This is a genomic window from Peribacillus butanolivorans, from assembly GCF_001273755.1.
Lineage (GTDB): Bacteria > Bacillota > Bacilli > Bacillales > DSM-1321 > Peribacillus > Peribacillus butanolivorans.
On record NZ_LGYA01000007.1, the window covers coordinates 90306 to 106772 of the forward strand.

The window sequence follows — 16467 nt, forward strand, 5'->3', positions numbered from 1 at the left end:
TATTCCTAAAAAATTTCCTATTTCATTTGTGCTTTTGAAATATTGATAACTCCATCCGGTGCAACATATACACCTTCTAGGTTATTACTGTGTCCTGCCAAGTTAACATCTGAAGCAAGGAAAATCCAAGGTGCATCTTGATAAACAGTACGTTGAATATCATTATAGATTTTTTCTTGCTCTTTCGGATCTGCTGAAGCATTTGCTTCTTTAATCCAGTTTGATACTTTGTCATTATCATAGTAAGCAGTGTTTGCACCATTTGGCGGGAAGTACTCACTGCTGAATAGACCACGGGTTGCACCGTCAGCATCACCTGATGAAGGTGACCAGCTAACATACCACATTTGTACCTTCGCATCCTCAGGTTTTTCCGGTGTGTAAATTTCGTCTGACAAAGTTCCTTCCTCCATCGACTTAATCGTAACGTCAATGCCTATTTGTGCTAATTGCTGCTTAATGAATTCCATACCTTTAACAGATTCGGAACTTGTATTACCCCAAATCTCTGATTCAAATCCATTTTCAAAACCAGCTTCTTTTAACAGTTCTTTTGCCTTTTTAACGTTAAATTCATATGATTTCTGTTTTGCATAATATTGTGTTTCTGGAGCCATTGTCGAATCAAGAACATGTCCAAAACCATTTTTTACAACTTGAATATAGGCTTTTTTGTCAACAGCTAAGTTCATTGCTTGACGAACCTTTAAATCCTTGTATGGATCCTTAAATGTGTTTATGGATACATATCTTACAATTGTGGATGGTGTTTCTTCAATCGTTGCATCCTTACTATTTTTAAATTCTTTTACATTTTGCTGTGGCATTGGGTATACAAAATCAGCTTCACCTGTTTTTAACATCGCTACACGTGAACCATTTTCTGGAACTGGACTGAATTTCACTTTTTCTACATTTGTTTGATCCCCGCCCCAGTAATCTGCATATTTTTCAACTTCAAGAGTTTTACCTTGTTTCCATTCAACAAATTTGAATGTTCCTGTTCCAACAGGATTTGCTTCAATATATTTTGTTCCTTCTTCGATGGCTTTCGGGCTAATCATCGGTACCATCCCGAACTTATTAATCATGGCACTAAAAGGTTCTTTCAGTTTAAAGGCAACCTCATAATCACCAATAATGTCCATCGAATCAACAAATTTCAAACTGCGTTTTGCACTTAAATTATTTGCATCATCCATAATACGATCGTAGTTGGCCTTTACTGCATCAGCATTGAATGGTTCTCCATCATGGAATGTCACACCTTCACGCAATTTAAACGTATATGTTAATCCATCTTTACTAATTTCGTATGACTCGGCCAAGGCAGGAACAATACTCATGTCCTTATCAAAACCAACCAAACCTTCGTACATGGAACGGATTCCATAGATCGATACCGTATCCCCTGCATTGTGCGGATCAAGCGTTATAAAGTTTTGGTCGATCACAATGGTAATTTCCTTGTCACTCTTTGTTTTTCCTGATTTATCAGTTGAACTTGCATTGTTACTGCTACACGCTGCACTAAATAGTGCAAGAGTCAGTATAAGTACTAAAACGGAAAATTTTCTCATATTTTCTCCTTTATAACTTGAATTTTTATTTGTTTTGTTTTGCTTAAGACTTGCGAATTTAAAGATTCACTATACTCCCACGCAATCTTTGACACCGCTTTATGCTGCACTTTGAAATATTATGCAGTGTTTTTGTCAATTTCCGCAGCAACTACACGGTGCACTCATGCATTTTATAAGTATATTTTTGTTTTTCCGACAACGACCCCATCATCATTCAAAATAGTATCTGGTTTTAATTGCAACAAAGCATGAATCGTTTCTTCATTTTGGTAATTCAGCTTTTTAAGAATTTCTGCAACTAATAATGGCCAAATCAATTCAGTCCCGCTTAGGACCTTCAATGCAATACTTATCTTTTCCTCTCTTAATGCAAGACAATAAACCCCTTGAGCGCCCCCTTTTGCAATAATATTTCTATCTTTTAATAAAACACTGCATATAAAATCATGTGAAGCAATAATGTTGGGGTGAGCATTCATGATCTCACCGATATTAATAACAGCATCTCTTGCTACTTGATCCTCTATCAATTCAGGTCTGACAAATTTCAAATAAGAGATTGCCATATTCTTAAGTGGAACGGCATGAACAGGTACTCCGCAACCATCTGTTCCCAGTTTGATTTCGTTAATTGGGACTTCCGATAATTCTGACAAATAATGCAATACCTTTTTTTGTAAAGGATTGTCCGGTCGCTCATATCCTTCTTGACTCAGACCTTTCACCTTTGTATACCCCATGAATCCCAAATGTTTTCCAGCACAATTATGCAGCAATCTTCGTTTTGGTTTTTTTGCTAATATGTATTCCATTTTTGGTGCTTCATTTAAAGGATAACTGCTTGCACAAACTAAATGATCTTCCACAATATCCAGTTTTTCTTTCACACGAATAAGTGCTTCCTGATGGTATTTCTCCCCTCTTTGAGAAGCCATGAATAATGCTGCTTCCTCATCGGTGAGATTGTATTTATTAATAATATCTGTTGTGAAAACTGGGATTGCCTGAATTGGTTTCATTGCAGATCTATAAAATATCGGTTGGTTACTATCTCCTTTCTGATAAATTACCTCTTTGTTTTCATTGACAATACATATGACACCTTGATGTACATTTTCCAATTGATGATTTCTGAATTCCTCCGCAATGACAGGATATTCCATATTTAAGAACCACCCTTAAAATTAAAATTTTTAATTAATTTCCGTTGCACACTAAGTGCTGCACCTTTCACAACACCAATCCCTTTCATTTGAGTAACATGTAATTCATATGAATATGATTCTGGGAACAAAGTGCTGTTTGAATGTTTCTCTATTACCAATTCTGCTATTTCCGGGTATTCTTCTATTAAACTGCCTGACAAAAAAACCGCATCCGGATTATACGCACAGACAACATTTTTGATCGCTAATCCCGCATAGGTAGATGCCTTTTCCAGGATATTGACGGCCCACTTCTCTTTTTTCTTGTACGCCGCTACCAACTCGTCTATACTATCCATTGGTCGTGATTTTGATGCTTCATCAAGTAAAAAGTCGATGGCTATGTATGTTTGCAAACAACCAAAATTACCGCATGGACAATATGCACCGTAAGGATCTAGGGTCATATGGCCGATCTCACCCGACATATTATTTGTACCGCGATATATCTCGCCATCTGTGATAAGAGCCGAGCCAACTCCTTTACCAAATCCAAGCATCACGACGTTCTTGTAAGGAAGGGACGCACTCACATACTCGGCCAAAGCTTTTAACTTTAACTCGTTATCAATAAAAACCTCGCAGTCTAATTTTTGTTCCAGTATTTGTTTAAGAGGAACATTCTTCCAGTTAAACTGGGCCGAGAACCCCACGGTACCTTTTTCATTGTCTATTAGTCCCGGCAGTCCTACACAAACACCAGCAATACGATCTTTACCAATGTTTTGTTCAATAATCAAATCATTTACCATCTGCCCGATAAACTCAACCACATGATCATAATGATCTGTTTCAGTTTGGAACGAACGTACGATGATTAACTCACCTATCAGATTCATCAAGCCAACCCGAACAACCCCTACATCAATTTCAATCCCAACAAATATAACTGAATGCTCATTAGCCATAAAATAAGTAGCTTTTCGTCCTACTTCGTCTGTATGCAAATACACCTCTTTAATGAGCTGCTCGCCTTGTAATGAGGCAACAATTCGGGAAGCTGACGTTGGACTCATGGCCATATGTTTGGCAATCTCGGCTCTGGAGATTGGTCCATTTTGGATTATGTATTCCAGAACCAAACTCTGATTCTGCTTTTTTAAAAAATGCTGATCTTTGACTCTCATATTCACCTTCCTAACATCATGTAATTAATAAATGAGAATTTTATTGTTTTCCGACGGAATAAACCACTATTAATGCTAATTATCCTTGATAATAGATTAAAATCAATTTAGTTTCTTCCATGATGTAAATAAATTATAATTTATACTTTTATTACCGTCAAGAATATTCTGTCATTCAAAACATTCAGTAACTTTATTTAATGCAATGCGTTTTAGTTAATATACTGCTTTATTCAGGTTTTCAGGTTCTGGAAAAAAACTTTGTAGCGGATAACTTTTTAGTATTTTTCGCATAACTGATTGTCTAAAAATGAATAAAATACCCCTTTAACAGAAACTTGTTTGGCTACTAAAGGGGTATACATAAGAGATTATTAAAAAAAAATATCAATACCAGTTATTAGTATCATGGCGTAGCAAAATCGACGCAGGAACGTTTTTAGTAACTTCAACATGGATATCTTTTTTTAAGTTTCCCTTTTTCAGTCTCCTTGAAGAAGAATCTCTTTCGCTTTCATAATGTTTCTAATTCTCATTGTTAACACCTGGGTCGGAATGTACTCAATTTTTTGAAAAGTGGGCATTTGCTTTTTGCGTTGATTGATTAAGCTCATCAATATGGTGTAGCTTGGTATTACTCCAACAATGGTTCAAAAGATTAACAAGTACAGCGAAAAATGCGGAATGGAATCAATCTTATACCATGAGTAACATGGAACTTATAAACTAGTACATATCACTAGATGGAGTACGGAACGATGGGAAACTACCATATTCCATGCGGAGTAGGAGAAAAGCCGGAGATAACTTCAAACGCTTACCTATTGCTAACGATTGTTAAATAAACACATAGATTTAAACAATGCTTTATTTTTATATATTTAAACGTGTTATGATTTTAAATTAAATGCTTTATTATCTAACAGCCTAAACACAAAAAAAAGAGTAGACAACATTGTGTCTACTCTTCTAGCTTTGTTTCTTTCCCCTTAACTTCTTCATAATCTGGCTTTTTCATATCCAATCCTAATCGGTCACCTTCTCCACTTCCCGGCATCTCACTCATTTCTTCATACGAATTTCCAAGCTTTTCATAATAATAATATGGAGTAAGTTCACGATCTGGATCATCCATATAAAAAGCAAATTGAATATACTATCCAGCTTCCTGACATCGAGGAAGTATTGCAACTATTACCTAACGAAAGAAAAGAACCTTTTATTCTTGTATAACTATAAGGAGATGGTATAGATGGCTTATGTAAGGAAATATCAAACCAAAAAAGGCGAAAGATGGATGTGCGTAGTGGAGAATGGAATAGATCCTCAAATAGGAAACCGCCGGTGAATTGTTAAAAAAGGATTTATTAAACAGAAAGATGCTCTTAAAGAATTCGAGCGTAAAACAAGTGGTAAAAAATTTGAAGATACAAATTTAACTTTTGAAGAAGTGACAGAAGACTGGCTTGATGTCTATAGTGAAACAGATGTAAAGATTACTATCCGTGTTAGAAACCATGAAATTGAGCATTTAAATCGCAATTTTGCTAAATATAAGATCAAAGATATTACTAAAAGAATGTATCAAAATGCATTAAATGATTTGAAGAAGAAAGAACAGCTTGCTCATAATACCATTTCTGGTATACACGGAACAGCAAGGATGATATATAAAAGAGCAATGGAACAAGACCTATTATTAGCTGATCCAACAGAGTATGCTTTCGTTCCGAAAGATAAAAAGACAGTTGAGGATATTGAAAATAAGAAAGTCGAAGATGAATTTTTAAAAAATATGAGTTAAAGACATTCTTAGATACAGCCAAAACACAGGGTGAAATTGATGACTATGTAATTTTTTTAACGTTATCCTGGACAGGCCATAGAGCTAGTGAATTAGTAGCACTTAAGTGGAAAGACATTGATTTTGAAGAAAATGCGATCAATATTACAAAGACCTACTATAATCCAAGAAATAATACCAAAGATTATAAATTGCTTCCTCCCAAGACTAACGGTTCAATACGTAAGATTGATGTGGAAGATGAAGTTATTAATCCCCTCCATAAACATAGATTGAAGCAAAAAGAAATCAAACTACAAGTTGGCAAAGAGTATTATGATAAAGATTTTGTTTTTGGAAGATTAAATGCTCCTTATTTCGGTTATCCACATTTTATTAAGACTATAGAAAATCGAATGGAAAGCTTGTTAACAAAAACGCGAGCTATTAACAAACGATTAACACCTCACTCCTTAAGACACACCCATACATCTTTGTTAGCAGAAGCTGGTGTTGAATTACTTCAAATTATGGATCGACTTGGTCACACAGAAGATGAAACAACTACACAAGTTTATTTACACATTACAAAAGACCGAAAAAAAGAAGCTTCTCAAAAGTTTGCTCAACTAATGAGAAGCCTCTAATTTTAATTTCGGATTGGTTCGGGCACTTTTTCGGCACCTAAAATGATGTTTCTACCTACAAACCCTTAATATATAAGGGTTTTATAGATCAAATTACATCATGCCGCCCATTCCGCCCATGCCACCCATATCAGGCATGCCCATGCCACCAGCGCCAGCAGGTTCTGGTTTGTCAGCAACAACAGCTTCTGTTGTTAAGAACATTGCAGCAACAGAACCAGCGTTTTGTAGAGCTGAACGAGTTACTTTAGTAGGATCCACGATACCAGATGCGATCATGTTAACCCATTCGCCAGTAGCTGCATTGAAGCCAGTTCCAACTGCTTCACCTTTAAGGCGTTCTACGATTACAGAGCCTTCAAGTCCAGCATTGTGAGCGATTTGGCGTACAGGCTCTTCGATAGCACGAAGAACGATTTTCACGCCTGTTGCTACGTCGCCTTCCGCTTGAATTTCTGCCACTTTATTGTATACGTTTAGAAGAGCTGTACCACCACCGGCTACGATACCTTCTTCAACAGCAGCACGAGTAGAGTTCAATGCATCTTCAATACGAAGTTTACGTTCTTTTAATTCTGTTTCAGTAGCTGCACCGACTTTGATTACTGCTACACCACCAGCTAATTTAGCAAGGCGTTCTTGTAATTTTTCACGGTCGAATTCAGAAGTTGTTTCTTCTAATTGAACACGGATTTGGTTTACACGAGCTTGAATTTGAGCTGTATCTCCAGATCCTTCAACGATAGTTGTGTTTTCTTTTGTAACAACCACTTTAGACGCACGTCCTAAAGATTCGATTGTTGCAGATTTAAGGTCAAGTCCGATTTCTTCAGTGATTACTTCGCCGCCTGTAAGAGCTGCGATGTCTTCAAGCATTGCTTTACGACGATCACCGAATCCAGGAGCTTTAACCGCAACTGCATTGAATGTTCCACGAAGTTTGTTCACAACAAGAGTTGCAAGCGCTTCGCCTTCTACATCTTCAGCAATCAATAATAGTGGTTTTCCTTGTTGAACAACTTGCTCAAGTACAGGAAGGATTTCTTGGATATTCGTTACTTTTTTATCCGTGATTAAGATATATGGATTGTCTAAAACAGCTTCCATTTTATCTGAATCTGTAACCATGTAAGGGGAAGCATATCCACGGTCGAACTGCATACCTTCTACAACGTCCAATTCAGTTGTGAAACCTTTAGACTCTTCGATTGTAATGACGCCGTCGTTACCAACACGTTCCATAGCTTCAGCAATCAGTTGTCCTACTTCTTCATCAGCTGAAGAGATAGCAGCAACTTGTGCAATCGATTCTTTGTTTTCAACAGGTTGAGAAATGGCTTTTAATTCTGCAATTGCAGTATTAACCGCTTTTTCAATTCCTTTACGGATACCCATTGGGTTAGCACCAGCTGTTACGTTTTTAAGACCTTCACGGATCATTGCTTGCGCTAGAACCGTTGCAGTAGTTGTACCGTCACCAGCTACGTCGTTTGTTTTGCTTGCTACTTCAGCAACCAATTTCGCACCCATGTTTTCGAATGCATCTTCTAATTCGATTTCTTTAGCGATTGTTACACCGTCATTTGTGATAAGCGGTGAACCGAATTTTTTCTCAAGAACCACGTTACGACCTTTTGGTCCAAGCGTTACTTTAACTGCATCTGCAAGTGCGTCCACACCACGAAGCATTGAGCGGCGTGCTTCTTCACTAAATTTAATTTCTTTAGCCATTTATAAGTACCTCCCTAAAATTTTAAGAAAATTTTCGTTCAGTTAAGTATGATGTATAATTAGCCAATAACAGCTAAAATGTCGCTTTCACGTAAAATTAAGTATTCAGTATCTTCGTATTTCACTTCAGTACCAGCATATTTTGAGAAGATAATTAGATCGCCTTGGGCAACCTCTAAAGCAACACGTTCGCCATTTTCAAGAACACGGCCTGTACCAACTGCTACGACCTTACCTTCTTGTGGCTTTTCTTTTGCAGTATCAGGAAGAACAATACCGCTTGCCGTTTTTTCTTCAGATTGAACTAGTTCAATAATAACGCGATCACCTAATGGTTTTAACAAGTGAAACAACCTCCTCATATTCTCTTGATAATTTGCTTTATGATTATTAGCACTCTTCATCATCGAGTGCTAACACATTTATAATATTAAATAAACCGAGCCTTTTTTGCAAGTATCTTATCGAAAATTTTTTATTAATTTCTGATAAATTCCGGGTATACTACTTTAAGATAATGTTTCTTTTAACAAAGGAGATGAAATGTTCTCTTATGCGTACGTTTAAGTGGAGTTCTGTCTCATTATTTGATACCATTTTGGAGTATACGTTTAGAGATTGTCCCCATGTCAGGACCGTTATAAGAGAAATGGCGGACTAAATAAAAGGAGTTTTCATTTTTGAAAAAAGAATATTGGTTCGTCATCATCACTTACATAGCCATGCAGTTATCCAGTATTGTTGGGATGCCTATTTTCATGCTGATTGGATCTTTAAGCGAAATGCCTGCTGATGAACTCAAAGTTAAAGCGGCAGCATACTGGATTGTATTCAGCTTTCTCGCAGCTCTAACACTGATTTTAATTTTGATGAGAAAAGATATGAGGGAAAGAATAGACACACGTAATCAAGCTTCAATCCCTACGTCTATATTGTGGGCGATAGCAGGTGTATTTCTGGCTCTTATTGCTCAAAGCTTAGCTGGAAGCATTGAACAAATGTTCGGGGTGAAGTCTGAATCTGAAAATACGCAGAATCTTATTTCACTCATATACGAAGTCCCAATGGTCATTTTCGTGACTTCAGTAATTGGACCTATTTTGGAAGAAATCCTTTTCCGGAAAATCATTTTCGGGTCACTTAATAAACGCTTTAATTTCTTTATTTCAGCTTTAATCAGCTCAGTTATTTTCGGCTTGGCGCATGGTGAACTCGAACATCTTCTTTTATATACAGCAATGGGCTTCACCTTTGCATTTCTTTATGCGCAAACAGGTCGTATCCTTGTGTCGATGGTGGCACATATTGCAATGAATACCCTTGTTATCATCCTTCAAGTGTTATATAGAGAAGATATTGAGAAAATGCTAGATACTGCACAGGCCTTTATCGGAGGTTTATTATGAAACGTCGTCAATCACCACTATTTATCGGTATCATCTATTCAGCCTTAGGAGCCCTTTTTACGGCTATCGCAATCCAAACCGTCAATTCATCAGGATGGGGAATCTTTGCCTACATACTCGTACTTATTGCAACTCTTGACTTTGGGTCAGGGTTACGTATGATCATGCTGCACTTTAAAATTAAATCCGCAAACAATAAGAAGAAAAAATAAAAAACGCTGCGAAGACGCAGCGTTTTTTTTATTCCTCTAATGCAACTTCTTCTACCACAGGATAATGCTTTAAAAAGTAGATGAGAGACTGAAGCTCTACGGCCAAGTCAATATGGTGAACTCTTATAGACGGCGGTACAGTCAGCCGAGCAGGAGTGAAATTCAATATTCCTTTAATATCAGCTTTAACTAAACGATCGGTTATCGTTTGAGCCACTTGGGCAGGTACTGTCAAAATAGCTGCTGTAATATTATTTTCCTGCAAAAGGGTATCTATTTGGTCCATATGATAGATTGGTACATCAGCAATTCGCTTTCCAACCTTATCTTCAGAAACTTCAAATGCCATTTCAATTTTTGTATTATTATTTTTCAAAAAATTGTAATTTAAAAAAGCGGTCCCTAAATTCCCTACTCCAATTAAAGCGACTTTTGTCAATTCATCTTGATCTAGTGTTTTTCTGAAGAAGGATAGTAAATAATTCACATTATAGCCGTAGCCCTTTTTTCCAAGCGCGCCAAAGTAGGAAAAATCACGGCGAATTGTAGCCGAATCAACTTTTACAGCTTCGCTAAGCTCTGCCGAGGATACTCTTTGTTTACCTGAGGAATGTAAGTTCTTTAAAAATCGATAATATAAGGGCAACCTTTTGGCCGTTGCCTGCGGTATCTTTGGGTCATGGTTCATCGTTCTTCCCCGCCTTCACACATGCTTTTCAAACTTATTCTTCTTTATCTGTTTGATTCAACTGTCTTTTGTAATCGCTACTAGACACCCCACCTGTTTTCTCCACTAAAAATGTAGGCCCGATTACCATTCCTTTATCAATAGCCTTACACATATCGTAGACAGTTAAAGCGGTCACAGATGCAGCTGTTAACGCTTCCATTTCAACACCTGTACTCCCTTTTGTCTTGGCTTCTGTTTCTATTTTAAGCCTATAACCTTGTTCTTCTTTTACCCAATCAAAGGCTATATTGACCCCTTGTAGAGAAATAGGGTGACACATCGGGATTATATTGGATGTATTTTTGCTTGCCATGATGCCTGCAACCTGTGCAACTGACAGAACATCACCTTTTTTCATTTTCTGGTTCGTAATTTTTTCATATATTTCATCGTTCAATAAGATACTCGATTGAGCTGTTGCCGTCCGAATGGTTTCAGGCTTCGCACTCACATCAACCATTTTAGCTCTGCCTTGTTCATTAAAATGCGTTAAGTCCCCCATTAATAACCCCTCCTAAATCATACACTATTATTCCACATTATGTAACAGCTTGTTTTTGCCTAAACCTCAGCTGTTGCCGATAATTACTATAATACGTTACACTAACAATAATCAATTGAGGTGAAAATTTATGATTTTATTACAAATCAATCAACTATCCAAATATTACGGGGCTGAACTTATTTTATCAAATATGAAGCTCGAAGTTCAAAATAAAGATCGAATTGCCCTAGTTGGCCGAAACGGCGCTGGAAAATCAACTCTACTAAAAATCATAGCCGGACAACTTTCCCATGATGGCGGTGAGATCATCAAACCCAAAGGCGTCACTATTGGCTATATGGCACAGGATACAGGTTTAGAATCTGAACTTTCCATTTGGAATGAGATGCTGACTGTATTCAAAGACCTGATAGAGCAAGAGAAAGAACTGCGCCGACTTGAGGCCGAAATGGCCAAACCTGACACTTTTGATAACGAAATACTTTACCAAAAGGTGTTAAATGAATATGACACTTTACAGGTAGCCTTTAAAGAAAAGGGGGGCTATCAATATGAAGCAGATATCCGTTCCGTATTACATGGTCTTCAGTTTGGTGACTTTGACTATTCCACTCTCATTTCCACGTTGAGTGGAGGCCAAAAAACACGGCTTGCATTAGGAAAGCTGCTTTTAAAGAAGCCCGATATATTGATTCTCGATGAGCCAACAAACCATCTGGATATCGAAACTCTCTCCTGGCTTGAACAATATTTACAAAGTTACCAAGGTGCTGTACTTATTGTTTCCCATGACCGCTATTTTCTAGATAAAGTGGTAAACCAGGTGTATGAAATTTCAAGAAATAATATGAAAAAGTACTATGGTAATTACAGTTCTTATTTAGAAGGAAAAGCGGAAGATTATGAACGGGACATGAAGCAATTCGAAAAACAACAAGGTGAAATCGAAAAGCTGCGTGACTTTGTTCAACGTAATATCACAAGAGCTTCGACCACGAAAAGAGCGCAAAGCAGGCGTAAGCAGCTCGAAAAGATGGACGTATTGGACAGGCCACAAGGTGACGAAAAATCTGCTAATTTTTCCTTCCAAATTGAAAAGCAAAGCGGAAACGAGGTACTTCATCTTCAAAGCTTAGCTATTGGTTATGAAGGGGAAACAGTATCTAATAATATTAACTCTCGGATGACAAAAGGAGAAAGTATTGCCCTTGTCGGTCCAAATGGCGTTGGTAAATCGACGTTATTGAAAACGATTATATCCAAGCTGCCTGCAATTTCTGGCGATTTCCGTTTTGGAACGAACGTCGAGGTCAGCTACTACGATCAAGAACAGGCCAATTTGATTTCTAATAAACGCGTACTAAATGAACTATGGGATGATTATCCCCTTAAACCGGAAAAAGATATCCGCACAGTACTTGGTAATTTCCTTTTTAGTGGAGATGATGTATTGAAAACCGTTTCGACACTAAGCGGTGGTGAAAAGGCACGGCTTGCTTTAGCCAAAATGATGATGGAAAAAGGGAATTTTTTAATTCTTGATGAACCAACGAACCATTTAGATCTCGACAGCAAATTAGTGCTTGAAAACGCTTTGATAGATTATCCAGGAACCATTCTTTTCGTCTCACATGACCGTTATTTTATAAATCGAATTGCAACAAAGGTCATTGAGCTATCCAAAGACGGCAATGAAGAGTTTCTCGGCGATTATGATTACTATGTAGAGAAGAAACAAGAGCAAGCAGAAATCGAAGCACTCGAACAACAAAATAAATCAAACACTGTAGAACTAATCGTTGAAAAGACAAACTACAAAATTGATAAAGAAGCAAAAAAAGCAGAACGCCAGCGAAAACGCCGTATCGAGGAAATCGAAGCAGCCATGGAGCTACTCGAAACTGAAATAAGCGAGTATAATGTGCTCCTTTGTGACCCAAACGTCTTCCAAGACCATGAAAAGGTAATGGAAGTTCAGACGAAGCTTGATAAAGCACAGGAAACATTAGATCAGCATCTTGAAGAATGGGCTGAATTAGAAGATTAAACATTCGGACCGAGTTATTTAACTCGGTCTTTACATGATGTTTTGAAAAGATCCACTCAAAGTTATCCACATTTTTATACACAAACAAGTTGTTACTCAATAGCTACTCAATCAATTTATCCACAATATCCACAGAAACTTATGCACTTATCCACATAACAACTGGTTATACACAGCGGGTTTGAATAATAAAAAACGTTATCCACAGAATATTCTATTTTTTTAAAATATGATAAAAAAGACAGGATACCGAAGTTTGGTATCCTGCCTTTTTTATCGTTAGAAAACTTCTAAATCTAATCCGGGGTTTCCGTTCAAATCTAACCCAGAGCGCTTCCCTTTTTCGAACATGACACTTGCAGCTGCACCAATCATAGCTGCATTATCCGTACAAAGGTATAAAGGGGGAATAGAAATATCCATTGGTAAATCCATAAAGGCTTCAGTTAATGCTTCCCGTAGGCCTTTATTAGCGGCAACACCACCTGCAAGTAACACCTGTTTCACATCATATTCCTTAGCAGCTTTTACAGCTTTTGTTACAAGTACCTCAATGACGCTTGCTTGGAAACTTGCGGCCAAATCTTTAGGATCAATTTTTTCTCCACGTTGTTCTGCATTATGCAAAGAGTTAATTACAGCTGATTTCAACCCACTGAAAGAAAAGTCATAGCTGCCATCCAGCCATGCCCGAGGCAGTTTCAAAGATGGTGAACCCTCTTGTGCAAGCCTATCGATATGAGGACCGCCTGGATAAGGAAGTCCTAAAGTTCGAGCTACTTTATCATATGCCTCTCCTGCTGCATCGTCCCGCGTCTCCCCTATTACTTTAAAGGAACCGGGCTCCTCTAAAAGCACCAATTCCGTATGGCCTCCTGAAACGACTAATGAGAGGGCTGGGTACTGAATTTCTTGAACAAGTCTATTTGCATATATATGGCCCGCGATATGGTGCGTTCCAACAAGCGGGATTCCATGAGCGAATGCCACCGCTTTAGCAGCATTAACACCTATTAACAATGCCCCTACTAGCCCAGGACCTTCTGTAACAGCAATAGCGTCCAAATCTTCGTACGTCACACCAGCCTGAAGCAAAGCCTCTTCAAGCACGATTGTAATTTGCTCTACATGGTGTCGGGACGCTATTTCAGGTACAACACCACCAAACCGCTTATGGCTTTCTATTTGTGAAGCCACGACATTGCTCAATATCTCTGTTCCATTTTTTATGACAGCTGCAGCAGTTTCGTCACAGCTGGTTTCAATTCCTAATATAAGTTGATCTTTTTTCATGAAAAATTCACCCACATAACATAAGCATCTTCTTGATTATCTGTATAATAATTTTTACGAATTCCACCCTTTTGAAAACCTAGTTTTTCATAAAGTGAAATGGCCACTGCATTACTAACACGAACTTCAAGCGTCATCCTTACAACGCCCATGCTAATTGAGATTTCAATCATCTTTCTAAGCAGAGCTTCACCCAGCTTTTGCCCTCGATATTCAGGTAAAATAGCGATATTGGTAATATGCGATTCATCAATGACAATCCACGCGCCGCAATAACCAGCAATTTTCCCTTCATCTTCAATAACCATGTATACAGCATATTGATTATGATTTAATTCATTAAAAAAAGCTTCCCGGCTCCAAGGCAAAGTAAAGGATTGTTTTTCTACGTTTAACACTTGGTCAATATCTTCCGTTTTCATCTTTCGAAACGTCAATGTTTTACTCATAATAATCGGTCGCTTTCCTATTATTTTATTTCCCCTGCTGTTCGAGCCACTTAGCTTCCGCTTCAGCCATACGAATATAGTTCGGTACAAACTGGTGTATGTCCACTTCAGTCTTGTTTAGGCCAATAAATGCAAGTTCGCTTGGTCGGGAGTTAAATAACTGTACGGGAGAAAATACTGCTAAATTCCCTAACACTTTCGTAATCGCTTCCCGATGAATTTCTACATCCTGACCAACAAATAAAACAGGACGCTTTAATTCCTTTAATCGAATTGCCCATTCAGAGGATAGAATATTGCAATCTTCCATGACTGTATTTAACACATTATTTTCTATTTCATATAATCCAGTATAAATCTGGCCTCTTCTTGCATCAAACAAGGGCGAAACTAACCCGTTAAAATAACGTCCATTAGCAGCTAAAACTTCTAAACTAGAAACAGCCGATAATGGAATTTTCAACGTCCACGCCAATGTTTTCGCAATTGTCACACCAATCCTAACCCCTGTATAAGATCCAGGGCCTTGAGCGACCACAATTTTAGTCAATTCCTTAGGACTAGTATCACAATCCCTTAATAGTGTCTCAATTGCTGGCATCACTCGAACCGAATGATTTTTCTTTAAATTCGTAGTATACTCGCCAATTACTTGAGTATCATTTATTAGAGCAATCCCTAACGTAAAGTTCGATGTATCTATAGCTAAAACCTTCATCAAATAATCTCCTTACATAACGTAACATACCTTTCGCCTTTGGCTTCTAAGACAAGACGGCGGCTTGTATCACTAAGACGATAAATATAAATAGTTAAGATTTCATTTGGAAGCTGGTCTTTAATTAAATGAGCCCATTCCACAACGGTCACACCTTCACCATCAAAATATTCATCGAAACCTAAATCTTCTTCTGATTCACTTACCCGATATACATCCATATGGTATAAGGGTAATCTCCCAACGTATTCCTTTATTATCGTAAAAGTTGGGCTATTCACAGTTCTCGATACACCTAAACCTTTAGCAAGACCTTTTGTGAACGCCGTTTTCCCTGCTCCCAAGTCCCCTTCTAAAGCAAGTACATCACCACTTGAAAGCTTTTGTGCTAATTCCTGTGCAAAATGCGCTGTTTCTTCCTCATTCTGAGAAATCCATTCAAATTGTTGCATATATCAATCACCTTTATCATCTATTAGGAGAATGTTCTCTAGTTTTATCTTGAGAACCATAAACACAATACTTAAAAAAGCTAACGACCATAATTATATCCCTAATAAAGCATTCTATATGTAGTTTACCTTGTTTCAAAAGAAGAAACAAATAAGTTAAGGACATTATTATCCGAAATTCAGATAAAACAAAAAAACGAAACCAAGGTTTCGTTTTTTTCATGATTGCGGGGACAGGATTTGAACCTGCGACCTTCGGGTTATGAGCCCGACGAGCTACCGGACTGCTCCACCCCGCGACGGTATAAATGTTTCTTGTATAAAATTTAGTATGTCCTTTTTTTAAAAAAGGATACAATTAAAGGTTATAGCTTGGCGACGTCCTACTCTCACAGGGGGAAACCCCCAACTACCATCGGCGCTGAAGAGCTTAACTGCCGTGTTCGGAATGGGAACGGGTGTGACCTCTTCGCTATCGCCACCAAACATTTAACCTTTTATCAGGACATTCATTATTATAACATGAATCCTAATAAAATGCAAGAAGAAATTTTCATTCCTTCAAAACTAGATAATAAG

General features: G+C 37.7%; 16 protein-coding genes, 1 tRNA gene, 1 rRNA gene and 1 pseudogene. 5 read left to right on the top strand and 14 right to left on the bottom strand.

The genetic code is table 11. From position 1 onward, the window contains the following. Positions 1-17 precede the first annotated feature (17 nt). The 4 genes and pseudogenes from AKG34_RS25425 to AKG34_RS27800 all read right to left on the bottom strand — a co-directional run. Complete coding sequence (locus AKG34_RS25425) at positions 18-1580, bottom strand: glutathione ABC transporter substrate-binding protein (protein ID WP_053348950.1); 1563 nt, start codon at positions 1578-1580, stop codon at positions 18-20. 173 nt (positions 1581-1753) lie between these two features. Next, positions 1754-2746, bottom strand: coding sequence for an asparaginase (locus AKG34_RS25430; protein ID WP_053348951.1), 993 nt, complete (start codon positions 2744-2746; stop codon positions 1754-1756). Between the two features lie 2 nt (positions 2747-2748). Beyond that, a complete protein-coding gene (locus AKG34_RS25435) occupies positions 2749-3915 on the bottom strand; it encodes an ROK family transcriptional regulator (RefSeq protein WP_053348952.1) in 1167 nt (388 codons plus the stop codon). Positions 3916-4876: 961 nt separating this feature from the next. Then, positions 4877-5071, bottom strand: a pseudogene (locus AKG34_RS27800) (cystatin-like fold lipoprotein); the annotation flags it as partial. A 294-nt stretch (positions 5072-5365) separates the two neighbouring features. Here AKG34_RS27800 and AKG34_RS29140 point away from each other — a divergent pair. Then, positions 5366-5719: a tyrosine-type recombinase/integrase gene (locus AKG34_RS29140; protein WP_236695053.1), complete on the top strand. Its 354-nt coding sequence runs from the start codon at positions 5366-5368 to the stop codon at positions 5717-5719. A 35-nt stretch (positions 5720-5754) separates the two neighbouring features. After that, the gene (locus tag AKG34_RS29145) at positions 5755-6345 is read left to right on the top strand and encodes a site-specific integrase (protein WP_236695055.1); all 591 of its coding nucleotides are present in this window, start codon (positions 5755-5757) and stop codon (positions 6343-6345) included. 93 nt (positions 6346-6438) lie between these two features. Here the strand turns inward: AKG34_RS29145 and groL are convergent, their stop codons facing one another. Both groL and groES read right to left on the bottom strand, forming a co-directional pair. Next, a complete protein-coding gene (gene groL, locus AKG34_RS25445) occupies positions 6439-8076 on the bottom strand; it encodes a chaperonin GroEL (RefSeq protein WP_053348953.1) in 1638 nt (545 codons plus the stop codon). Between the two features lie 59 nt (positions 8077-8135). After that, complete coding sequence (groES, locus tag AKG34_RS25450; protein ID WP_053348954.1) at positions 8136-8420, bottom strand: co-chaperone GroES; 285 nt, start codon at positions 8418-8420, stop codon at positions 8136-8138. A 336-nt stretch (positions 8421-8756) separates the two neighbouring features. Between groES and AKG34_RS25455 the strand changes: the two genes are divergently transcribed. Together AKG34_RS25455 and AKG34_RS25460 are read left to right on the top strand one after the other, a co-directional pair. Continuing rightward, a complete protein-coding gene (locus AKG34_RS25455; RefSeq protein ID WP_053348955.1) occupies positions 8757-9482 on the top strand; it encodes a CPBP family intramembrane glutamic endopeptidase in 726 nt (241 codons plus the stop codon). Further along, the gene (locus AKG34_RS25460; protein ID WP_053348956.1) at positions 9479-9694 is read left to right on the top strand and encodes a YdiK family protein; all 216 of its coding nucleotides are present in this window, start codon (positions 9479-9481) and stop codon (positions 9692-9694) included. Before AKG34_RS25455 ends, AKG34_RS25460 begins: the two co-directional genes overlap by 4 nt. A 28-nt stretch (positions 9695-9722) precedes the next feature. On the opposite strand, the gene AKG34_RS25465 is transcribed toward AKG34_RS25460, so the two are convergent. Together AKG34_RS25465 and moaC are read right to left on the bottom strand one after the other, a co-directional pair. Continuing rightward, positions 9723-10382 carry a redox-sensing transcriptional repressor Rex gene (locus AKG34_RS25465; RefSeq protein WP_053348957.1) on the bottom strand — a complete coding sequence of 220 codons (660 nt, stop codon included), beginning with the start codon at positions 10380-10382 and terminating at the stop codon, positions 9723-9725. 34 nt (positions 10383-10416) lie between these two features. After that, a complete protein-coding gene (gene moaC, locus AKG34_RS25470; RefSeq protein WP_053348958.1) occupies positions 10417-10926 on the bottom strand; it encodes a cyclic pyranopterin monophosphate synthase MoaC in 510 nt (169 codons plus the stop codon). A gap of 130 nt (positions 10927-11056) precedes the next feature. On the opposite strand from moaC, the gene AKG34_RS25475 reads away from it, so the two are divergent. Further along, on the top strand, positions 11057-12976 hold the full coding sequence (locus AKG34_RS25475; protein WP_053348959.1) for an ABC-F family ATP-binding cassette domain-containing protein: 1920 nt from the start codon (positions 11057-11059) through the stop codon (positions 12974-12976). 279 nt (positions 12977-13255) lie between these two features. On the opposite strand, the gene tsaD is transcribed toward AKG34_RS25475, so the two are convergent. The 6 genes from tsaD to rrf all read right to left on the bottom strand — a co-directional run bounded on the left by tsaD (position 13256) and on the right by rrf (position 16374). Then, positions 13256-14269 (bottom strand): tRNA (adenosine(37)-N6)-threonylcarbamoyltransferase complex transferase subunit TsaD, encoded by a 1014-nt coding sequence (gene tsaD, locus AKG34_RS25480; RefSeq protein WP_053348960.1) that lies wholly within the window; start codon positions 14267-14269, stop codon positions 13256-13258. After that, entirely contained in the window at positions 14266-14718 is a 453-nt protein-coding gene (rimI, locus tag AKG34_RS25485) for a ribosomal protein S18-alanine N-acetyltransferase (protein WP_053348961.1), read from the bottom strand. The genes tsaD and rimI overlap by 4 nt, the downstream gene beginning before the upstream one ends. Before the next feature lie 25 nt (positions 14719-14743). After that, the gene (tsaB, locus tag AKG34_RS25490; protein WP_053348962.1) at positions 14744-15436 is read right to left on the bottom strand and encodes a tRNA (adenosine(37)-N6)-threonylcarbamoyltransferase complex dimerization subunit type 1 TsaB; all 693 of its coding nucleotides are present in this window, start codon (positions 15434-15436) and stop codon (positions 14744-14746) included. Beyond that, positions 15436-15888, bottom strand: coding sequence for a tRNA (adenosine(37)-N6)-threonylcarbamoyltransferase complex ATPase subunit type 1 TsaE (tsaE, locus tag AKG34_RS25495; RefSeq protein ID WP_053348963.1), 453 nt, complete (start codon positions 15886-15888; stop codon positions 15436-15438). The genes tsaB and tsaE overlap by 1 nt, the downstream gene beginning before the upstream one ends. Positions 15889-16113: 225 nt before the next feature. Continuing rightward, positions 16114-16187, bottom strand: a tRNA-Met gene (locus tag AKG34_RS25505). A gap of 71 nt (positions 16188-16258) precedes the next feature. Beyond that, a 5S ribosomal RNA gene (gene rrf / locus AKG34_RS25510) occupies positions 16259-16374 on the bottom strand. Positions 16375-16467 lie beyond the last annotated feature (93 nt).